The 21,023-nt window shown below is 40.4% G+C and carries 29 protein-coding genes and 1 pseudogene; 6 read left to right on the top strand and 24 right to left on the bottom strand.

Annotation, left to right across the window (positions count from 1 at the left end; translation table 11 throughout):
* Positions 1–106 (bottom strand): endonuclease/exonuclease/phosphatase family protein (locus G395_RS32290; RefSeq protein WP_211237810.1); only part of this gene is annotated, 106 nt, incomplete at its 3' end.
* 23 nt (positions 107–129) lie between these two features.
* A complete protein-coding gene (gene ligD, locus G395_RS0126315; protein WP_026632753.1) occupies positions 130–2,823 on the bottom strand; it encodes a DNA ligase D in 2,694 nt (897 codons plus the stop codon).
* A 114-nt stretch (positions 2,824–2,937) separates the two neighbouring features.
* Between ligD and G395_RS31880 the strand changes: the two genes are divergently transcribed.
* The 3 genes from G395_RS31880 (at position 2,938) to G395_RS31425 (ending at position 4,790) form a co-directional block, all read left to right on the top strand.
* Complete coding sequence (locus tag G395_RS31880) at positions 2,938–3,114, top strand: DUF3606 domain-containing protein (protein ID WP_084439896.1); 177 nt, start codon at positions 2,938–2,940, stop codon at positions 3,112–3,114.
* A gap of 104 nt (positions 3,115–3,218) precedes the next feature.
* Positions 3,219–3,608, top strand: a complete 390-nt coding sequence (locus G395_RS0126300) for a hypothetical protein (RefSeq protein ID WP_026632752.1) — start codon at positions 3,219–3,221, stop codon at positions 3,606–3,608.
* A 48-nt stretch (positions 3,609–3,656) separates the two neighbouring features.
* Complete coding sequence (locus G395_RS31425; protein WP_026632751.1) at positions 3,657–4,790, top strand: hypothetical protein; 1,134 nt, start codon at positions 3,657–3,659, stop codon at positions 4,788–4,790.
* Here G395_RS31425 and G395_RS0126290 read toward each other — a convergent pair.
* Together G395_RS0126290 and G395_RS0126285 are read right to left on the bottom strand one after the other, a co-directional pair.
* Positions 4,776–5,573, bottom strand: coding sequence for a DNA-formamidopyrimidine glycosylase family protein (locus G395_RS0126290; protein ID WP_026632750.1), 798 nt, complete (start codon positions 5,571–5,573; stop codon positions 4,776–4,778). The genes G395_RS31425 and G395_RS0126290 overlap by 15 nt on opposite strands.
* Before the next feature lie 8 nt (positions 5,574–5,581).
* Complete coding sequence (locus G395_RS0126285) at positions 5,582–6,364, bottom strand: DNA-formamidopyrimidine glycosylase family protein (protein WP_026632749.1); 783 nt, start codon at positions 6,362–6,364, stop codon at positions 5,582–5,584.
* 75 nt (positions 6,365–6,439) lie between these two features.
* Between G395_RS0126285 and G395_RS0126280 the strand changes: the two genes are divergently transcribed.
* The 3 genes from G395_RS0126280 to G395_RS0126270 all read left to right on the top strand — a co-directional run bounded on the left by G395_RS0126280 (position 6,440) and on the right by G395_RS0126270 (position 8,104).
* Positions 6,440–6,787, top strand: a complete 348-nt coding sequence (locus G395_RS0126280; protein ID WP_157486836.1) for a hypothetical protein — start codon at positions 6,440–6,442, stop codon at positions 6,785–6,787.
* 45 nt (positions 6,788–6,832) lie between these two features.
* Positions 6,833–7,204 (top strand): hypothetical protein, encoded by a 372-nt coding sequence (locus tag G395_RS0126275; protein WP_026632747.1) that lies wholly within the window; start codon positions 6,833–6,835, stop codon positions 7,202–7,204.
* Between the two features lie 240 nt (positions 7,205–7,444).
* A complete protein-coding gene (locus G395_RS0126270; RefSeq protein WP_026632746.1) occupies positions 7,445–8,104 on the top strand; it encodes a hypothetical protein in 660 nt (219 codons plus the stop codon).
* Positions 8,105–8,161: 57 nt separating this feature from the next.
* Here G395_RS0126270 and G395_RS0126265 read toward each other — a convergent pair whose 3' ends face one another.
* The 20 genes and pseudogenes from G395_RS0126265 to G395_RS30605 form a co-directional block, all read right to left on the bottom strand.
* A complete protein-coding gene (locus G395_RS0126265) occupies positions 8,162–8,671 on the bottom strand; it encodes a hypothetical protein (protein ID WP_026632745.1) in 510 nt (169 codons plus the stop codon).
* 3 nt (positions 8,672–8,674) lie between these two features.
* On the bottom strand, positions 8,675–9,019 hold the full coding sequence (locus G395_RS0126260; protein WP_026632744.1) for a hypothetical protein: 345 nt from the start codon (positions 9,017–9,019) through the stop codon (positions 8,675–8,677).
* A 154-nt stretch (positions 9,020–9,173) separates the two neighbouring features.
* Positions 9,174–9,503, bottom strand: coding sequence for a hypothetical protein (locus G395_RS0126255; RefSeq protein ID WP_026632743.1), 330 nt, complete (start codon positions 9,501–9,503; stop codon positions 9,174–9,176).
* Positions 9,504–9,586: 83 nt separating this feature from the next.
* Entirely contained in the window at positions 9,587–9,892 is a 306-nt protein-coding gene (locus tag G395_RS0126250) for a hypothetical protein (protein ID WP_026632742.1), read from the bottom strand.
* Positions 9,873–10,325, bottom strand: coding sequence for a hypothetical protein (locus G395_RS0126245; RefSeq protein WP_026632741.1), 453 nt, complete (start codon positions 10,323–10,325; stop codon positions 9,873–9,875). The genes G395_RS0126250 and G395_RS0126245 overlap by 20 nt, the downstream gene beginning before the upstream one ends.
* The gene (locus G395_RS0126240) at positions 10,322–10,534 is read right to left on the bottom strand and encodes a helix-turn-helix domain-containing protein (RefSeq protein ID WP_211237809.1); all 213 of its coding nucleotides are present in this window, start codon (positions 10,532–10,534) and stop codon (positions 10,322–10,324) included. Before G395_RS0126240 ends, G395_RS0126245 begins: the two co-directional genes overlap by 4 nt.
* A 194-nt stretch (positions 10,535–10,728) precedes the next feature.
* Positions 10,729–10,956, bottom strand: coding sequence for a DUF2442 domain-containing protein (locus G395_RS0126235; protein WP_026632739.1), 228 nt, complete (start codon positions 10,954–10,956; stop codon positions 10,729–10,731).
* Positions 10,946–11,179, bottom strand: coding sequence for a DUF4160 domain-containing protein (locus G395_RS0126230; RefSeq protein WP_026632738.1), 234 nt, complete (start codon positions 11,177–11,179; stop codon positions 10,946–10,948). The genes G395_RS0126235 and G395_RS0126230 overlap by 11 nt, the downstream gene beginning before the upstream one ends.
* 607 nt (positions 11,180–11,786) lie before the next feature.
* On the bottom strand, positions 11,787–12,341 hold the full coding sequence (locus tag G395_RS31420; RefSeq protein ID WP_051350428.1) for a hypothetical protein: 555 nt from the start codon (positions 12,339–12,341) through the stop codon (positions 11,787–11,789).
* 103 nt (positions 12,342–12,444) lie between these two features.
* A complete protein-coding gene (locus G395_RS0126220) occupies positions 12,445–13,326 on the bottom strand; it encodes a hypothetical protein (RefSeq protein WP_026632736.1) in 882 nt (293 codons plus the stop codon).
* A gap of 707 nt (positions 13,327–14,033) precedes the next feature.
* Positions 14,034–14,945 (bottom strand): hypothetical protein, encoded by a 912-nt coding sequence (locus tag G395_RS0126210; RefSeq protein WP_026632734.1) that lies wholly within the window; start codon positions 14,943–14,945, stop codon positions 14,034–14,036.
* Between the two features lie 9 nt (positions 14,946–14,954).
* Complete coding sequence (locus tag G395_RS0126205) at positions 14,955–15,416, bottom strand: hypothetical protein (protein ID WP_026632733.1); 462 nt, start codon at positions 15,414–15,416, stop codon at positions 14,955–14,957.
* A gap of 242 nt (positions 15,417–15,658) precedes the next feature.
* Positions 15,659–16,096, bottom strand: a complete 438-nt coding sequence (locus G395_RS0126195) for a DUF6705 family protein (RefSeq protein ID WP_026632731.1) — start codon at positions 16,094–16,096, stop codon at positions 15,659–15,661.
* 2 nt (positions 16,097–16,098) lie between these two features.
* Positions 16,099–16,350 carry a DUF3127 domain-containing protein gene (locus G395_RS0126190; protein WP_026632730.1) on the bottom strand — a complete coding sequence of 84 codons (252 nt, stop codon included), beginning with the start codon at positions 16,348–16,350 and terminating at the stop codon, positions 16,099–16,101.
* A 3-nt stretch (positions 16,351–16,353) separates the two neighbouring features.
* Positions 16,354–16,791, bottom strand: a complete 438-nt coding sequence (locus G395_RS0126185; protein WP_026632729.1) for a hypothetical protein — start codon at positions 16,789–16,791, stop codon at positions 16,354–16,356.
* A complete protein-coding gene (locus tag G395_RS0126180) occupies positions 16,788–17,327 on the bottom strand; it encodes a conjugal transfer protein TraO (RefSeq protein ID WP_026632728.1) in 540 nt (179 codons plus the stop codon). Before G395_RS0126180 ends, G395_RS0126185 begins: the two co-directional genes overlap by 4 nt.
* The gene (gene traN / locus G395_RS0126175) at positions 17,324–18,256 is read right to left on the bottom strand and encodes a conjugative transposon protein TraN (RefSeq protein ID WP_026632727.1); all 933 of its coding nucleotides are present in this window, start codon (positions 18,254–18,256) and stop codon (positions 17,324–17,326) included. Before traN ends, G395_RS0126180 begins: the two co-directional genes overlap by 4 nt.
* Before the next feature lie 13 nt (positions 18,257–18,269).
* Positions 18,270–19,634 (bottom strand): conjugative transposon protein TraM, encoded by a 1,365-nt coding sequence (gene traM / locus G395_RS0126170; RefSeq protein ID WP_026632726.1) that lies wholly within the window; start codon positions 19,632–19,634, stop codon positions 18,270–18,272.
* Between the two features lie 144 nt (positions 19,635–19,778).
* A complete protein-coding gene (locus G395_RS0126160) occupies positions 19,779–20,399 on the bottom strand; it encodes a hypothetical protein (RefSeq protein WP_026632725.1) in 621 nt (206 codons plus the stop codon).
* A 204-nt stretch (positions 20,400–20,603) separates the two neighbouring features.
* A pseudogene (locus G395_RS30605) lies at positions 20,604–21,023 on the bottom strand (hypothetical protein); the annotation flags it as partial.

Genomic DNA, 21,023 nt, shown 5'->3' with positions numbered 1-21,023 from the left:
TCAGCTCCTGCAAACAAACAATGTCAGGCTGCGCTTCGGCCAGCCACCTGAGCAGTACCGCCAAGCGCCCATTAATCCCGTTTATATTATATGTGGCTATCTTCACTTTTCTTAGGCCATTCAAAGTTTTCAGTCTTCCCCAACGATCTTACGCAAATCAATTCCTTCTCCCAGCACAGGGCTGAAAAGGTCCCCCTGGCTTTGCAGCCGCTCCATTGCGTTAAAAATCGTGAAATCAGACATTTTAAGCCCTGGCTTTACTTCGTCCCAGTGCAGCGGCATCGACACGGTTGCACCCGGTTTGGGACGTACCGAGTATGGTGCGGCCAGCGTTGCTCCGGGACGGTTTTGCAAAAAGTCCAGGTACATTTTCCCATTCCTGGCCTTAACCGCCCTTTCCAGGCTCGTGAATTCTGGTATCTGACGGTGCACGAGCGTTACAACAACCCTTGCAAATTCCTTAGACTGCTCATAGGTATACTGGCCTGCGAAAGGGATATAAATATGGATCCCGGTCGACCCACTTGTTTTAGGGTACGATGGCGCGCCCAGCTCGTCTAGTACGCTTTTTGTGACCTGCGCAGCCTGGATCACCTGGTCAAACGTCGTTTTGTCAGCAGGATCTAAATCAATCACGCACCATGTAGGGTTATCAGGGTTATCAGTCGTTGAGCTCCACGGATTGATTTCAATCGCACCCAGATTAGCCATGTATAACAGTGTCGCTTCATCGTTTGCAATCAAATAGTTCTTGTCTTCGGGCTCATCATTGCTATGATAAAGATAGGTGGTCATCCAACTGGGCACTTTGCCAGTGACATCCTTTTGGTAAAAGCTTGGGCCTTTAATGCCGCCTGGATGCCGGTTAAGTGATTCCGGCCTGTCTTTTAAGTATGGCAAGATGTATGGTGCAACCTGATAATAGTAATTGAGCATCTGGCGCTTGGTTATCTTTTCGTCCGGCCAGTAGATCTTGTCAAGGTTTGTAAATTTAAGCTCCTGCCCATTGAGCTTTTTGCATTGCGTCTTCTCTTTGGGGTTCAGAAGCGTTTTAACTGCGCTGGGTTGTGGTGGCTTAATTACTTCCTTGATCGTCGGGCCAGAAGTTTTCTCGATTATTTTCTCAGTATCTGATGCGGTCTCAATGACAACTTCCCTTGCATTCTTGTCTTCTCTAAGTGCCAGGAACGATGGGTGGCGGAACACGCCATCTTCGGTGATTTCCGTAAAATTAATCTCACATACCAATTCCGGTTTAAGCCATGTTGCACTTGCATGTGGTGGGTTACGACGGAACCGGGATGGTTTATTATAATCGGGCGTGGCGTCAAATGGTGCATCTTCAATAATGAGAGGCTTAAATTGCGCAATCATCTCCCGTTGCTGCTTATCGTTGAAGCCGGTCCCAACTTTGCCTACATATTCCAGGCGACCATTGCGGTAAGCGCCCAGCAGCAATGCACTAAATGATTTGGGCGAACCGTCGTTTTTGGTGTAGCCAGCTATGATGACCTCCTGTCTTTTTTGGACTTTAATTTTAAGCCAGTTCTTTGAACGGTCACCAGGCACATAAGTACTATCCGACCTTTTGGCAATGATCCCTTCCAGTCCCATGTCTTTGGCAACATTGAAAAAATCTGTTCCTGTCGCCTGGACACTGAAACCGGTGCGGATAATATCGTCTTCTGGTATTAGCGAAAGAAGCACAGCGCTTCGCTCCTGCTGGGTCAATCCCATCAGGTTTTTGCCGTCCAGCCAAAGCACGTCAAAAACGTAGAAAAGCAGCTGCCCGTCCGCTTCGCTTCGCCAGTTTTGCAGATTGTTGAAATTACTTATGCCATTCTCATTGACAACTACGATCTCACCGTCAACGATCGCATTCAGTCCCCATCTCTTGACAGCGGCAAGCACCGGATAAAATTTATCATCAAAGGATTTATTATTACGGGATTTCAGCTCTGCTTCTGCCCCATTCATGAAGGCCAGCGCGCGGTAGCCATCCCATTTAACTTCATATTGCCATCCTTCGTCGTCGAAAGGCGCGTCCACCAGCGTGGCCAGCATAGGTTTTATGGTATTATCAAATTTACCTTTCGGGGCTTTTGCTAAAATGGCTGCGACATCCGCGGCCGGCTCTGGCACCTGCTTATCATCGGGATCAACTTGCTTTTCAAGTGTTTCTTTAACTGACTTTTTTGAGGCCGTCTTTTTGCCTGCTTTTTTATCGCTGCCATATACGTTATTGCTACTTGCTGCGATTTGCTCTAAATCCAGACCAGAAACGACAGATTTATCTTGCAGTGCTACATCGTCCTTTGAGGCATATTCGTCTTCCATTTTCATTAGCAGCCATGCATTCTCTCCCCTACCATGCGCTTTGACCAAAGCAAAGCTGCCATTGAGTTTCTGTCCATTAAGCACAAATTTAATCTTGCCCGAGTACAGCTGGTGCAGCAGTTTCTTTTCGTTTTCCTTTTTGTCTTTTACAGGCTCTTCCCAAGGCTCGACGGTGCCCTGGTCCCAGACCATTACCGTCCCGCCACCATACTCCCCTTTGGGGATAATCCCTTCAAAAGTGCGGTAATCATAAGGGTGATCTTCAACCATCATGGCAAGCCGCTTTACCTCCGGATCCAGTGATGGCCCTTTTGGGACCGCCCAGCTTTTAAGCACACCATCCATTTCCAGACGAAAATCATAGTGTAGATGTGAAGCTGCATGCTTTTGTACGACGAACCGAAGAACTTTTTTATCAGGCTTTCCTCCAAACGGCTCAGGCGTTTTACTTGAAGACCGCTTTTCATTGTATTTGGTAAGGCTCATAACACGCGATAGGTAAGAGTTTGAGATCCAGAAAAGTTATCCATCAAAGTATGTGCCAACCGTTCGGGTACGGCTTTTTTACAATCCTGATTAATAATCAATAAATTCTCAACCATGGCTGACGACAAAAGTAAAAAAGGACCTGCTGACAGCAGCAAGATCAACATTAACGAAGACTATGAACTGGCCTACTGGACAAAAGCGCTGGATGTTTCAAGAGCAGAATTAGAGCAGGCAGTACAAAAGGCGGGGACATCCGCCAAAGCTGTCAGGGAGTATTTAAAGAAATGAGCCCCTGTCAGATAATTATCGCTACATTGGGCGGTCCCAATTGAATTTTATTGACTGCTATATTGGGCAGTTTAACGGGATATGAAATATTTAGATTATATATTATGGATGATCCAATAGTTCCAGTAGTAGCCGAAATAGTTGATTTTGAAATTCATGCGATTGGTGATCTTAAATCTGCCATAATGAGCTCGGGAAGTGCGCTGTCTGCTTCAATTGAGGTGCGAGTGGGTGAAGATTACTATGAATTTGGCGGGCCGAGTATGTTCTTTTCTATTCCGAATGAAGGTTCAGATTTTTTCGGACATTTTGTGCTGCGCTGCTTTCAGACGCTAGGTGTAAAAAGCACTCGTGAAATGGAGGGCATGACGATCAAAGTGCTTGTAAGTAACGGTAAGGTAGTGGCGATTGCTTCTCTGGACAGCGACGAGTTCTTCTTTCCCGGCCTGGATTTTGAGAAACTGGAAAAAGGGAACCACGATATCAATGAGTAATCACGTCACGAAGCATTATAGTTAAAAATCACCGTCTGGTTAGTTTAAATGATGGTAATACAGGTAAGAGACATAGTAGAAGATCCTTCTGCAAATCACGAAATATTTGGAATTATGAAGGACTTCAGAAAAGGAGGCCTTCACCCTGATATGTATCAAGAATTTATAGACACATTTAAATTATTACCTCATATCAGCAAAAGAACAAAGAATGATTATAATATTTTTGATAAATTTAATTTAGGAAGTATAACCAAAGAAGACGCTAACGTAATATTAAAAGAGCTCAAAAAGCGAGCAGAAGATAAAAACAGAATGTGCTGGCATCCCCTCGCCAGTAGTTTAACATGTGATCTTGATAGCTTAGGAAATGTTAAAATAACAAGGGCTCACTCAATTCAAAATAACGGTATATTAAACAAGATTTCAGACAACGGCCTTGTAACAGATTTTTTACCTCAGAATGGTAAGACAATTCACAAGAACCATGCCTCAGTCTTTCTAGGTTTTTGTAATAAACATGACGCTATTTTTGAACCTGTTGAACTAAAACCCTATATACAATCTGAGGAACAGAATTTCTTATTTGCTTATAGAGCGTTTACCTTAGGATATCATAAAAAAAGGGAGACATCTCAAAATACCATATCACAATGGGAAAAGGACTTGGTGAATAATAAAGAAATTTTTGATAAAGCAATCATCTCGGGTGAGTTTTCTGTGATCGAAACCGAAGTATTTGAATTTCCATCTAATTATCCCCTTGCGTCTAGCAATACCTTTAACTTAGAGTTTGATTTCGAGGGCAACCCCCTTACGCATTCAGATGAAAGGATGGAGAATATTTTTGCAACACTTATTCCCGCTGAAAAGAATACATACTTCTTATTAAGTTACTTTCGAGAAGACAAGTCTATATATGGGAGGTTGGGATCTCAAATTAGAGCAAGAAATAACTTTCGTTCCGATATCTCAATGTTAATTATGCAAGGAGAAAATACCTTTTTCAACCCAACGTACTACAATACTTTTATAAAAAAATTTGAATCAGATATATTCAGATTCGTAACGCAAGCTGCCACAAATACAGTGTCTTATACCGATAATGCAACTATAATAAGATCCAATACGCCACACAACATCTTAGACAATCCATATAATATTGAGTTATTTGGATATTAGCTCATAAACTACCTGGTTTTCAGTCCAGTATGTCTTTGCTTTACCAACAATACCTTTAATTATTTCATTTCCATCAGGATCCTTATCAAGCTTGTGATTGTGAACTTTCATAAAATCCCGTTTTTCGATCATCAAAGCATCAGGGCCAGTAACTTTTCGGATTTCCTTTTCCGCACTGATTAGCACTAAGTTAATAGCTGCAAGTATATCATGTATCTTTTGATCAGGAATTAAGCAGGCAACTGATGTAGGCGCAATTTTCACCTCCCACAGGATTTCATCGATATACGCGTTACCAAGCCCACGAATATATTTTGGATTGGTCAATAAAGGTTTCAGAAGTACGTGTTTGTTTTTTTGAAAGATGGATTTCAAATAGTCAAACGTTAGGCTATCGGTCAAGACATCAGGCACGTTTGGGGTAACAGGGTTCAGGTGCAATTGGGTTTGCCCAGACGGGTCCTGTATCCCAAAACCCAGGCCCTTTTCAAACATCATGTGCCAAATCTTCCATTTGATCTCACTATCTGCTGGAATCAGATATGGCCTGCCACTTTGCATTAAATGAAGGCCAATAGTTTCCTTGTTGTCAAAGTGAAGCTCTAAGGTTTTGCCCACTCGTTCAATGGATGTTAGCTTGGTTCCTTCCACAGCGGAAATAATTTTTTGCTTGGGTATTTTAAGCTTCCGCTCCCAGGTTATATTAAAGTCAGTCAGTTTTTGGCCTTTGAAACGTTTCAGCAGATTATGTCTTAGTGTTAATAATTCCGGCACTTCTGGCATAGTAAATGTTAATATAAAGTTTGACTTGCAGTATAATAAGTCTTTCCACTTCCCAGCTTCCCAACAATGATCTCCTCCCCTTCTGGTGAATGCGTCTTTTTAGGGTTATGGACAAAGCGGTGATCTTTGTTCTCCATTTCAAAAACATCATCTGACGTTTTCAACTTCTCCAACTCGGCAGTTGCGTCGATTGTCACATTTCTAATAGCCTTGTAAAGGTCCTTGACCTTGTCAGCGGGGATATTTTTGGCGACCGAATAAGGGGATATCTTCGCCGCCCACAAAATTTCGTCAGCATATGCGCTGCCAATTCCTCTTATCCACTCTTGTTTTTGGATAACCTCTTTTATTTTGCTGCCTGTCTTTGCAAGGACCTTTGCCAGGTACTGCTCTGTGAAATCGTCTCCCATAATATCAGGTACGGGGGGTATCTCTGGGTTTAAAATAGGCTTTGCCTGGCCCAGGCCATCTAACACAACAATGCCAGCGCCGTTCTCAAAGGTCAATTCAAAAATAGGATTTTTGAGATTTTGATCAGTTGGCAACAAAACCATTTTGCCTGTCAGCATCATGTGGATACCTAGAATAGCGTCGTTATCGAATCTTAAATGGAGCTCCTTGCCATTTCTTGTGACCGACTTTAAGGTTGCCCCTTTAAGTGCCTCATTAAATTCTTCTTCACTGGCCTTGACACGTTTTTTCCAAAGCACTTCAATCCTTTTAAACTTTTCGCCTTTGAAATGCTTTTGCAGTGTTAGGCCCACAATGTTAAGTTCTGGTACTTCTGGCATGGTCAATTTGATTTTCGAATTCTGAAAGTAACAAGATGATGCAAGTTTTTATTAGTTTGGAGCAAAACTATGTTGATGAACGACAAAATTCATATTGGGATTGGGGAAATTATCGATTTTCAAATCCAGCTAATAGACCTGGATGCCTTGTCTGCTAGCATAGAGTTGAAACTGCATGACCATTACGTTGTTTTTGGCGGCCGGGACCTATTCTCATCAATTCCCAACTCAGGGGTAAATTTGGTAGGCCATTTCATTGAAAGGTGCTTTCAGGTCTGTTCTGTGGATAAAACCAGAGATGCGGAAGGCCACCTGGTAAAAGTCGCGTTTCAAGGGGATCAGATCTTAGGGTTATCGTCGCTGATGAATGATGATTTTTTTTATCCGGTAATTGAGTTTAGCAAGCTGAGTCAGATATCCTAACCACACTGCAAAGAGGTTTCAACTTAAACGGAACTAAGAATTCACATGAGCTTATTCAGAGCAAGCCAGATAAAAGAATTAAAACAATTCTACATAGATCAACTTCCTGATCTACCGGAAGACAAGATTGAAGAGTTAACCAGGGCATGGTATGAAAAATTTGGACCTAGCGACAATCTTCCCAGCCCATTTCAGAAGCACATATTTGAGGATCAAGGCGCTTACCTTAAATACTATCGAATGGAAGCTATTGAACGCGGTAAAGAGGTGATATATCACTTTGAATTTTATCTATTAGACCAGCCAGACAAAATTGGCTCATTTAGCATATCAGACCTGAAAGCGCCCGACATTTTAAAATCAAGGTCCAAGTTTATCGCCTTTGTCAAAGAACAGATTATCAAAGCCTCAGAATAAACATTCGCTTTTGCGCTTGAAACTGTTCTTAACTTATACCAGGAAGGCGCTGTCCCGAAAAGAATAAATTGCTAAGCAATTATGTAGTGTGTTTACAGACACCCTTTTTACATTTGTGAGAAGGGTGTTTAAAGTAGCCGGTGAACCCAAGATGACCCCTGCAGTATGACCTTACCGTGAGAGTTTGGGAGAACCAAGTCCGCAGTTGTATACGATAAGTTAACGCTTGATTTGATTAATATGAGTACCGAACATGAAGTAGTTTACTTGCTATTGCCCGGTGTTGAGCCAGATGCTGAAGATCCGGTTGCAGCTTTTAGCGACAAACAAACCATTGATAGACTTGTCGAAAAGTTGTCAAGGTTTGAAGGAGGGGCTTCTGTAAAAATGGTCTTGGCAACAGAGAATACGTTGCCAGTTGATAAATACGCATCATTGGTTAAAGCGGGATTATTACCGTACTCTGTAGTTCTGAATGGGGACGGTTATTTGTTTGACAACCCAAATATCCTAGGCGCTGACCTGGAAGAGAAAACATTAGAGCAAGACGTCGACTATGTATTACGGACGCGTACGGCTAAGATTAAAGATCCGGCTAAACAATGGGGAATGGGCGGCACTTTTTGGGCTCCCGACTCAAAACTAGCTTTTAAACAGGCCAGGCTGCGACACAAAATAATATATAAGGCTCTCGTTTTACAAGAAATGGACGAAATTGTGTCATGGTTGGAGCACATGCTTTCATCCGATGATAGCGAACAGTTTTTAAAAAAAACCGGGCAAACTCCTGAACAAATCGAGCAACGGTTGTCTTTTCTTGATGCGAAAGCGAAGCTTTCGTTTAAACATGCTGCTGTTAAAGATTTGCAATTTCTTCGCTACAAGTATGAGCAATCCTAAATTCAGAATGCTGTGAAACAGCACCTTTGTGCTACTTTTGATAGCTGCTCATAGTATTCAATGCGCTCTTTCTTTCAACGTAGTATTATCAAGGTACAAATGAATGTGTTGAATTTTTTCAAACTCATGCCTGATTTCCCTTACGTATGTATGCTGCATATATGCACCGCCATCAATCTGTTTTAATATTGACTCTTCTTCCTCCTTACTTAAAAGTGCCCAAGGATCAATATATTCCCCAACTCGCGGTATGATTGGAAGTTCAACTTCAACAACTAGGTTACTACCCTTGTTGAAATAATAATGGTTTAGATATACTTTATAAGTCATAGTGCTTTTTGCCGCTGTGTGGTTGATTTGCTGGTCAATTTCTGTATTTCGCAATTCAACAATATGAATGAAATTTTGATACAGTTCGTCAGTAGCGATCTTGTCAGCCGCATAAATATTGCATATCGTATCGCAAGTAAACAGGTCTTTTTTACTTAGCTCAAATAAGCCTAAATGATGCTCCTTGATGGCTTTAAATGCCTGAAACTGATCTTCATGTGTGATTTGTCGTGCCATAGTCTAAAAGTTTCCCATAATGCCAATCCGCGGCGCTCTGTACCGTATTTGAACCCGTGGGCGTGTATAAACTACCGGGGTATAATAAACCGGTTGAACATTTCTCCTTTGCATCACATAAATCATTCTATTGACAATCCTTTCGGGAACGCCTTGATTTGTCAGTTCGACAATATCACCAGGCTCCATCCTGAAACAACAAACTGATTTGTTAATTTTGGTCAGGATCACGCGGTCTGAAACTGCGTTCGTATGCATATAAATAATGTCGGCGTTAACCAGACAATTTTGAGCAAAAGCGATTGTAGCGAAGAACACCAGAAAGGGTGTAAGAAGTAGCTTTTTCATAGTTACAGGTTTTTGTGTGTTGTAAGAATGTCTACACAAAGCAGGTGGATATTGCGTGGATGGCTGGTGGTCCGGGCGCGAGCTGTGAAATAAGTTTCTACGTTTTTTCGCGCGGGATCTCGGGAGCTCTGCGCCTGGCTGCGCGTCAAATTGTCTACAATAGGATCGAGCCATTTTGCATTAACTTTACTGCAACGGCAACCGCCAGCCATCCGGCGATTAACAACACTACCGGCACTAGTGAGCGTCCATATAAACCTTTACTGCTCCACTGGTAAATTACGATAGTAAGAAACAGAAGGTTAAGAGCCACGGCAAGCTGAACAATTTTGCCAATTAGAACGGGATAAGGTAAAATATTGAAAATGCTTAACGCAAGTAAGATGAACACTAAACCAAAGGCATAGATAGAAACTTGAAATACACGTTTTGTCTGGCTCTTGCTGTCTTTCTTCAATTCCTGAAAGTGTTGATCGTTTTTCATATGCTATGCTGGTTAGAAAAAAATGATTTAGGTAAAAGCGGATTTCTACCGAGTGAGCTGGTTCCTTTTTGTAATTTATAAATTTAGGCTGACGGGTGATTTATCAAATCGTTGAATGAATTTACAAATGCCTTGTGCTTGGCTGTATATACCTGATTTTGATCTGTTAGGCTTCTGATCTGCCCTCGCATTTCTTTAACCTGATCTTGTAGCCTTTCAATCTCCGATTTTGTCCTACCTTCATTGCGGCGAAATTCCCGTATTAGCTGCTCCACAGCGGTAGATCCGTTAGTTGTCTCTACGTAATTTCTGCTCAAATATTCTTCAACAATTTCTACGATATCTGCCTTACTTTCTGAATTTAGATTTCTAAGCAATATTTCTTTCATCTTCTAAAAATTTTAACGTGCTCAAATATTCCAAATAATCACTAATCTTTTGAAGGTTAGCTATTCCCCATAGTTCGCGCCCATTTATGACGTTCATTATGATGTTGTAGTTGATGTTGCTGTACTTGCTTAACTCAGTAAGTGCAATACCCATATTTTTCAGCCGTTCAGTTGCCAAACGCTCTATCAGCTCGTATTTGCCAGTAAGAATGTACTTCATTCTATCCGCTTTTTCTTTACCAATTTGTTGGGCGTAAAAATCGACGATAATTGCCATGTCGGCAGGTGAAATGGCCTTATTTGCCATCCTTCGAACTAGCGTATCCCACTTTACACCAATTAGCTTTGCAACCTTACTTCTTTCGAACATGGGGTACATTAAATCATTAATCTCTTCAATTTCTTCCAAAAAGCTCTTAATGGTTAAGCTCATACAAAGTCAATGATTAATTCTTTGCCCACAGCGTCAGCCCATTTTATCAGCGTTTTTAATCCTATTGGCCGATTACCCGTTTCAATAGCCGACACAACTTTTGCATTATATCCGATAATCTCTCCCATCTGTTCCTCGCTAATACCGGCCTGTTTCCTTAGGAGTCTGATCCTTTCCACTATTTCCTTTTCGAATACTTCGTTATCCATGATAGGTTTATTATACCCCCTTTTTAGGGGGCCGGTACTGAATTTTGTAAACTCCATATAGTCAGATCATTAACGTATGAACACCGATTGTTAACAACTTAATAATACCCGTTTTTTTAAATCCAAAGCAATAAAAAAAAGGAATTTCACAAACAATTTCGAATATCCCCAAGCTTGCAGCCATTTATAATACTTTAAACTGCCTCCTTAGAATATCTAAAGAAACCTTCAAAGCTTAAATCTTCATCAAGTTCCGGCCAATGAATACCGAAGGGCGATAATTCAAAATTTTGCCGCTCGTGCTCACTAGCTTTTGCAAGCCTCGGAAACCATTCTACGGGATGGCTGCGTTGTTCGCCTTCAACCGTTTCGATGTGAATTTTATCGTTCTGAAACCAAACTTTTTTTACTTCAATCTCCATGATATTCGTGCCATTTGGCAATTATGATTTCCTTGTTTTCTTCAATCAGGGACTCCGCTAGGCTAATATCCTTTTTCTTGATCCCTTTATTACTGATCAGTTTTACCGGATCAACCTCAAACCGTGCTTCTCCGTCCGAATTTTTTACGTGAACATGAATCGGTAGATGTTCGTTGGAATAGAAGTAAAACCGCAGACCAAAAATTATAAATAACGTAGGCATTTCTTTCTCCTGTTAGCGTTTATTGCCTCTATAAATGTACCCGAAAATTAAACACATTGCAATATCTTTCAGGAATTAACTACCAAAAGCCAACATTAACCCCCAAACCGTTAGCAGAATGAAAGAAACAAACAAAACTTGTTTGCCTGTCTCTACATACTTGAAAAAACTGTCTTGATTGATATACTTGTTAATCTTCATATATACAGCTCATTAACGTATGAGCACCGATTGTTTTTGTTATGTAAATATACCCATAATTTAAATACAACACAATAAAAAACAGGCATAAAATATATATTTATATAATTATATATTCAATAAAAACGCGACCCGTAGAAGAAAAATTTAAGATATGCGCGAAGCGACATAAGCCGCAAACGCGTGAAAGCTGTCTACAAAATTGAATGAAGCCGAAGAGCTGGTGAAGATCCTGGACAAATGAAACGCCTACAATTTGAAGTGTAAATCCAAAATTTTAAATTTAGCTAACGATAAATTGTCTACATTTCGCAAAGCATGGAAGTAGTACCGGTGACTGATCAGGGCGGGAGCTGCGCGGAAGCTGTCTACGAATCAGCGAATGATGGCGGCAAAGCCGCCCGATTCATGCATATGAAGACCAGTAAAGCGGCTTACCGTCCCACTTGGAAAGGTGGCGGCGCTGGTTTAATTTCATACCGTACTTGCCTATACGTAAAGAAAATGTTTCTCCTTTGAAATCGTCTTTGATGCCTGACGTCTTGCCTCTGTCGCTGTCGTCATACTGCTTGTCTTGATTAATCTCCCGAACTAAAACCTTTGCGCCCTTCACGTCTATAATCTGGAAAAACTCGATGTTAGTTTGATCGTATCCCCATGAAGTGTAGAATATTGCTCCCGGCTGAATTTCCCGCGCATTTTTCTCCTGCTGCCGCTTGTCCCTGTCGCTGTTAATCTTGTTTGTTTCCATCGCCTTGTTTACAAGTGAGTGATAGCATTTGTTAAGCTCGTCCAGGCTCTTAAAATGGCGCCTTATAACTGCTTTTGTTGATCGCCCCTGATAGGCGATAAAAATCAGCGCAGTTTCGTCAATTAGAAAGGTGTAGCCGTAATTAACGATTTTCTTTGCAGATGGGTAGTTCTTCTGCATAGACGCAATGAAGGTTTCGAATTTGGTCATTTTGATTGCCCATTAACGTATGGGTACCGATTGATAAAGGCACCAGCGGGAAACCGGAATTTCCCGGCTGGTGGGTTTAAACTTGCTGCTATGAAGTGTGATGCTATTGGTTCAATCTAGGAACAATAAAGCCGCGTATGTCTGCCAGCGCGTTAGGTGTCAATCTGCGGCACCAGCACCCCCAATGAGGCGACCAGCGAAACCCTCTTTTTTTAAGGTAATCTCTAATTTCTTGCTCTGGCTTTGCCTCATGGAAAATTTTTAGACGGTCGTCGCTGGCGGTAATATAGCCGCCGTTAAATTGTATATCCTCCCAATTCTCCTGAGTGGTAATGCGTCGTTCCAGATCAGCAATTTTTTGTTTTGTATCTTTAATGCGGGCATTATTGTTGATCAGTATAAAAGAAGGAACTCGCCATTTGCCGCCGTAGTGATCAAGCCGTTTAAGCAAATCAGCCGAAAAACCTTGTGCTAGGGCTTCTTTCACAATAACCGCTTCATCATCGGTTTTTAGTTTGCGGATAAGTTTGCCAAGGTCTTTTACTGTCTCCTGATAGGCTTCCAGCTCTACTAATTTGCGTTCTGCTTCTTCAAGGTCTGTCGAAAAGGGTAAACGGGGTTTTCTGTTAACAGCGTTAAAATACTTATCTCGCCAGTGCATAAATTCCTCGTATCTAGCGTGCTCAATGTTATTGGCTTTTTGAGCTTTTTTAACGGGGAAATTTGATGGTCCAGTAATCATGCTGCTCATACAATTTGATTTTGCAGACATCCACGCGGTAAATTTCTGTATAAATTTTTCCTTGTAGTTTCCGGTGCTATCGCCAAGTTCTGCCAGATCATCGGCCAGCATTTGGGAATAATCACGCACGTAGGAAACAGCGCGTCTTTCAGGATCGAAAGAAATAAAGGAATGGGCGCGGTAGCACAGATCAAACAAATCTGACAATAGCAGGCCGGAAATTTGAGATTGGTAATTTTCCATAAAAACAGCTCATTGACGTATGAGCACCGGTTAATTTTCTTATATAAAAATACCCGTTTTCTAAATACAAAACAAGCATTTACGGGTATTGTTTAGACTTTTTTTTTCTGGCGAAAGCAACCAGTAGAAGACAATTTTTAAGATGTGCGCGAAGCGACATAAGCCGCAAACGCGCGTAAGGATGTCTACAATTTTGGGTGCGCAGCTCGCGCCGGCCGCAATCCAGGTCAGAAGAAATGTCTACACTTTATCGCTAGATCTCCGGAAGTTTTGGCCTGCCCGGACTATGGTTTGTCTACAAGATTGGGTGTAAGCGGTAATTCGAGAGTGATCAATCATCAAAGAAAAAGGCAATAATTTTTTCCCCAAAACCCAAATCTTAATGTCATTATAAGGAAGCGGTAAGAAACTATCAAGGTTTTAAAAAAAATACACTTCTGACGCAGGAAGAAGGAAGATTTTTTTTAAACGCGCAGCGCTCGACCTTGATAGATTCTGTGAGCGACTTATTTTTACATTTAGGTTTGTGTTGCAGGGAGCCGGGGCAGTGCCTGTGGGGCCGGATGAAACAGGGATAATAGCGGCATCCTTTTTGCGGAGAAAAAAGATATAGCGGATAGCCCGACCGCTGGGTTTCCAAAAATTAAAACATAAAAAAAATGACCTGAAATCCATCAGATCACTTTCAGCAATACCATACTCTACGTTTACACTGACAATGCCGGCGCATTTGCCTTTTGCTGCTCTTTTGCCGACTGTTTCTCAATCTGCCGTTCCGAAAACTGACTGTTTGCATTAGTAAGAAGCCCTTTTTCTTTACCTTCCATACTCACGGTCTTATCTTTCTCGACGGTAAATTTTGTATTTTGGTGATCGCTGTAATCGCCGACCAGTAGTTTCAATTTATCCTGATTCGTCAAGCTATTTCCTTGAACTTTATCGGGTACAGATTCTAATTGTTTATCGAATTTTTTAAAAAGATTCGTCGCATGTTTTTCATTTTCTAACCTTCCTTCCTGAAAAGCTTCCTTAACTTCCTTTCTTTCTCTGGCATTTAGCGGCTCGACAACAATTGGTTTAATTTCAATCTTCTCTTTCTCCTTTTTTGCTTCTGTTGCTTTAATTTCTTCATTTTGCTTACTTTTTTCAGCAAGATAGTCTTTGTGCGGCCTGACTACTTTTATGGAGCCGTCTTTAATGCCTTTCGCCAAATCAGAAATCTCTGTTTCGAATTTATTCTCAGTACGTTTCCAGGTACCGGTATCTTTACTTAACTCAATGTATGACAGCTTTTTTTGATCTTGCTTCTCAAAACCAAATGTCCTATCTCCCTTTCCAATAATAGACGGAGCCTTAAAATTATCTTCAAACTCTTTCCGTGAGCTTTCCTGCATGAAAGACTTTGACGGCATAATTATCTTAACTGTGCCCTCTTTTATTCCCTTCGTAAGTTCTGCTGGACTTGTTTCTAATTTATTATCAGTCCTTTTAAACCTATCATTTTCGTCCTTTTGCAGCTCAATGTAAGATATTTTACTTTGTTCCTGCTTATCTAGGCCGAATGTTTTCCGATCTTTACCGATAATCTGTGGCGCATCAAACTTGTTGTTATTATCCATAATTAAGTTCTAATAAGGTAAAACGTAAGGCTTTTTATAAAAAACATCTTGACTGTATAAATGTGCCTCGCTATCAGGAAAATAGTCATAGTATTCATTTATAAGTTGAATCGCTTGTTCAAACGAGTGGGGCGGCTTTTTTGATTGCAAAAACTTTTGTGTAACTTCTTTCATATCCTCCATAATTTCTTCATTTGGCAAAAAGTCAGGAAGAAATTCATAAGAGTTGAAATGGTAAAAGATATTGATTCCTTCGACGGATTTTATATAAATCACTTGTCCAACAGCAAATCCGTTAAGTCTTGCATTTTCTATAATTCTGTGTTTATTACTTGCCAATTCACTAGTGTAAAAATCAATTTTAGAAAAAAATCTTCTATTCTCACGTTTAAATCCTCTATAAAGTATCCACATAAAAGATGAGAAACCTGTCAGAAAAATGAAGAGTGAAACAATGTCAATAAGTGCCATAATTGAAAATATTACTATCAAAACAGGTTCTCAATTATTGTAAACTCGCTCTTTGAACTCGCGGGTACGTCGGTTATAGATGTTTGCATAGTCCCAATAAATTTCCCGTGATTTAAGCCATCGTATGGCCTTTTCGGTGTCATGGACATACTTTAAAAACAAAACCTGCTTATCAACAGGTTTCGGGCGAACATCCTTGTCCATGACAAAAAAAGTCATTGAGAAGTCGTTCTTGGCCCCTTTCATAGTCCTGTCTTTTGGTACTTAGAAATTCCAAGCTCTAAGTAGGTTTTTCCTGAAATAACTCTGTAAGAAATTGCTGCCTTGCCGGATGTGTAAGAAGAAGTGATATTAACGAGAGGATAAAAGGTTGGCGACTTATCCCAGGGAACAAAATTGCTAACCAGCAAATCCTGAGCCTCGTATACATCCTTATCCAAGGCGTAGCTACCCGCAAGCATTACATAGTGTTTAAACGAGTATGCTGCACCCTCCTTTACTACAACAATTTTTTTATATGGTGCATTATCAAGGTAATAAATCCAGTCACCAACAAAATTATCCAAGGATGTAGCCGCCCTTTCGGCCTTTGTATCATCAGAAATATTAGAATCTGGTTGCGGTGAATCTTTTGAGCAGGCAGCAAACAACAGGGCGAAAAGGACAAATATTGACTTCATTGTTAAAGGATTTTAGTGATTGTCAAATCTGTGAAGAAGTTACTATTATGTTCGCGGCTTTCGATTTTAAATTCAACATCTATATCCTTATCCAATATTAGTTTTGGATCAGTTGTTAGGTCGTTCCAAAGCTTGAAAGCCACCTTCTTGTCCTTTACAAGCCCAACAATATAACGGACTTGTAAAGTCTTGCCAGAAGAATCAATTGTTTTTGATTCTTTCAATTCTTTAATTGTAAACTTTGTTGAGAACATGGTTTAGTCAGTTGTCGTTAAGTTTAATGTGGTCTCCTTGGTTACCGATCTGATTGTTGTTTCAACGGTAATTTCATGCTGCCCTTTAATTTCAGATTGATATTTGAAAATAAGTATATAATTCGTAAAATCTGAATATTTAACACTGATTTTGTCGTTATTATAAAGAGTGTCACCTTTTATAATGTACCGCGCAAACTTATTTGAATTTAATTTTAAAGTAATGTTATCTAATCTGCTTACGTTTTCAAACGGTCTAAGGTAGATTGTAGGCTCTGAACTGTATTTATTTGATCCTTTATCAAACTTAAAATATAAAGGTGCTTCTGACAGTAAATTATAATCTGGCGTTGCTGCCTCCTGCGGGTCTATATCTAGGGCAACGTCTTTATTGCAGGATAACATAAAGATTCCCATCAGAAAATATATCAGCTTTTTCATTTTAAGTGAAATTTAATACCTATGTAAGGATAAGTAGTGAATTTTTGATAATTGGATAGAAAATTATAGGTTACTCTGGTTCCGACAACAATTGGAGAAAATTCATATTCCGCACCGGTGCCCAATCCCATGATAAAAGCGGATTTCGCACTAACATAGTTTGATCCAGAATATTCCTGATCTCTATTAATCGATTCGTAACCAAGATCAACACTACCCAGTATCTTAAATGTACTCCGCAAATCAGCACTGGAAAATAGATTTATTTCCTGCTTGAAAGAAACCTGATATTTTTCGACAGGGATGTGGTTTGTACTTAGCTTCTTCGCATAAAGGAATGCAAATCCTCTGGCATTTAATTTTTTTCCATACTTGCCGTATTCAGCTTGTATAAAGAAATTGTCTAAATCCGGGTGAATAAGCTTATCATAGCCACCGACATTTACTTGAACGTAATGTTGGTTCTTGATATGCACCTGTGCGTTGGCAACGGATAGGAACAAGGTTAAGAGAGAAAGCAATAGTATGTTCTTCATTTTTTGAAAGATTTTGCTTTTGACACAATTTTTGAGTTGATGGGGAAGCGTAGATGCCTACCACCTTTGGCCTCGTATAATTCAAAATCTAACTGCTTATCGCTGGAAATTGTGATTCGAGGAATAGCAACAACAAAGCTTTTACTTGTTTTATCTTCCAAAGTGTCGATATTATCAAGCAAAATAATGTTTAGTTCTTCTTCCTGTATTACTTGGCGTTTTGCTCCTTCAACGTCTCGCAAGTATATTTTAACAAAATCTATTGGATAGGTAACCCCTGAATAATTATTAACTGTAACGGCCATATAAACCAATGAGTTATCCATATAAATGTTATCCAAAAATGCGGACACATTATGGTTTCTAACTCCTATATTTTTGATAGACTTTTTGCTGTTCAATATATAGCTAAACCTCTCTTTGATTTCCTTTTCCGATAAGTTCACGTTAGGGATTAAAAAGTCAGATTTATGAAAGGTGGAAGCGTTGAACGAACGTGAAATGATCTTGTCAGATTCATAATTTTTCTGAACGTTAATATTCAGGATTTCAGGGGTTTGCTGGTAGTTTACAATGAATGAATATAGATCGCCGCCTGCGGTTAATACGGTAAGGTTTGATTCCTTAAATTCTTCGTCTGTAATGGATTTAACTTTGAGAACATTGTTGAATGATGGCGTGATCTCGGTAATAATTTCGGGTATCCCTGCGTCAACTTCTTTAATTTCGGACGGAAAAATAATATGTACCGTCTTGGTTGAATTGATTCCTACTGGATGGCTCCCTTTAATGGACATCTTAGCAATCGGCAGAATGTAGCTATTTTGCTGTTCAGCCGTTCTTACATTATCCGGGTTAGCAGGTTGTAATTGAGCAAACAAATGAACCGGGAGAATGAAAGCGATAAGAATAAAAGTGTACTTTTTCATGGTTAGAAGTCTGTTAATAATTTAAAATTGACTCGGTATCCTCGGTGTTTTCAAGTTCACCGGCTGTTAGAAGAACTTTATAATTTGGCTTGATTGTCACACGTACGATTTGCATTTTTCGGCGCGCGAATTGAGAGCCTCCTTGTACAAGTGTGCGGGCTACATCTGTGGCTACCTGTGTCCCGATCTGGTTTCTCATAGAACCTTGCGTCCATACGGAGCCTTGCAAGGGGCGCGAACCTGCTTCGGCCAATTCTCTGCCAAGTAGGTTCTTATCCATCAGGTTCGGGATATATAAGCCCTGCACGCCGTCGATGTCATACGCAATCATTTTAACCGGAACGACATTGTTATTTAACCGGACCGAACTAATCACGATGTTAACCCTGTCTTTGGAAATACGGATAGTACCGTTGAGAAGCGAGTTTCTGGGCAGGACTGTTTTTGTACCACCGATGTTAATATACGTTGATGCGAGTAAGCGCAGCTTTACGCTTGTACCGTTTTGAACTTTGATACCATCGCCATTGCCATGCACGACAGCGGGTATATAACTGTATTGATTCATGGTTTCAGCCTCTAATGATCGCGATTCGCTGTAAAACCCTGTGCTTGTTGCCTTGGCAATTGTATTCTCGTTGGTAGCTGGTTGCAGGCTGTTTGTTGCAACCTTCGGTTGTCCAGGATAAGCCTTTTTTTGTGGCATGCCAGCCATCGGATCACTTGCCGCTGTAATACCTGGCTGTCCATTTTGGGCATTTGACGCTTTGTCTAAGCCAGCTAGAACGGCCTTTGTCATTTCTGCATTATTCTGGCGTTCAAGTTCGGCTAGCTTTTCCTCTCTGATTTCTTCCGGTGACTTTTTGAATAAGGGAGTATCAGGGTTCGCATCGTAAGCAATCTGTCTGCGTGCTGCTGCGATCCGGCGCTGATTTTCCTTATTCATTTGCTCTTTGCTGTTTGTCTTGCGTTTTGGTGTCCTGACAGGAGTACCAACATTACCAGCCTGACGTACTTCCTCATAATCCTTTTCAGTAAGATGTTCGTTTGATCTACGTTTATACTGGTCAGGTTCGCCGGTGAGATCAGATATTCCACTATCGTAGCTTTCATCAGCCAACTTTCTTTTATAGTCCCTGCCGTATTTACTTTTTTCATCTTTGGATTTATTCTTTGCTTCAAGAGGCATGATGTTTTCCAGATCGGTATCTCCTTCTGCGGCATCGCTTTTGCCGATGGAATTTGTAAAAAAGACGATACCGCCTGCTAATAGAATAATCGCGCAGACCATAATAAGTAACATTTGGCCTTGTTTCTTCTTTTTAGAATCCAAGTCAATATTTTGTTGATTGCTATCTTGGTTATTTAAATCGCTCATATCAAGTAAAGGATAATGTTGTAAATAATTAAAGCGGCTGTGATCGCAACGACGACGTAAACTTTATTATTCATTTTGTTCAATCGTTTGGCAACCCGATGCTCAACTAACAGGTTATTATTAATAACCTTCGGAATTAACTTTTTAATTGTCATTCTCTAAGGAGTTTTTGGCATCCACAGAAGAAAATTTAAAGTCCCGAATAATTAATCCATTAGGACTATTTGTACTTCTTACCACGTCTTCGAGCTTGCATGTTGAAGTACCTCGTTTAGTTGTGTTACCAGTAGCGCGGCTTTGAAATATTCGGAATATTGTTTCTGCTGTATACGGGTAAGTTGCTGTATTGACAAGAATTGTATCAATCTTAACCGTTTGGTTAACGTTACCCTGAATCATATTCCTAAAAAAGCTCCTTTCAATTAAATCATCATAGAGCCTCTTTACACTTTCATCACCTAAATAGAAAGCTTTTTCCATGTTTAAGTCAACGGCCTTTGGATCAGGTGAGATAGTAAAGAACAGGTCATGGAAACGTTCAAGCTGATAGCGTATTTCTGCTGATCTGTTTTCATTAACGTTAGATACCATCGCCTCAAATTGCTTGTTTTTATTTACCACGTAGATTCTTTTTGTGAAATCATTGGTAACCTTATTGGTAAATATGATCGAGGTGATGCTAATGATTGCGAAGCTTATCAAAGAAATTATAGTCAGTAACCTTTGATGTTTGAATTTATGGTCTATCTCGAATAGCTTTTCCATTTTATTTTTTTGGTTTTAGTTTTACTTCAATTGAAGCCCCATTTGTAGAATAAACATAGGTTCGCTGCATATCTTCTTCATAGGACTCATAGTTGGAGACTACCACATAGAGCGTTGTCATTGCTCCGATAGCCACGATTAAAGTGCAGGCCATTAGCCAAATTCTGTATGCGTAGACTAGGTTATTGTTATAGTACTTCATGATTATACTCTGGTTGTCTTGCTTTCCTTGCCAGCTTTACTAATTCCTTTTACAGCTCCAACCGCTGCACCACCCATTGCTCCCATTGTGGCAGCTACTGCCCTACCTGCCGTGGTTTCAGAGGAAAAAACAGCACCTCCTACTGCTGCGCCCTGGGCTGCTCCCCTTGCAGCTCCGCTTGTTGCACTCGATGCCACCCTTCCAATTTTATCAGCTGCATTATTTAAACCTCGTGATGCAGTGCCAGCCGCTTGGTTGACTGCTCTGGTCGAGCCAGCCATGATAGAACCCACACCGCCGATGTTTACGAGCATTGCAGTCATGCTTGGAACAAATAGATAGCCGACTAAGGATAGAACTAGAATACCGATATAAGCGAAACCTAAAAATTCGGGATTTTGGGTATCAGAACCAGATACAAC

It is taken from the genome of Dyadobacter alkalitolerans DSM 23607 (genome assembly GCF_000428845.1).
GTDB lineage: Bacteria > Bacteroidota > Bacteroidia > Cytophagales > Spirosomataceae > Dyadobacter > Dyadobacter alkalitolerans.
This window is presented reverse-complemented; position numbering and strand designations above follow the sequence as displayed.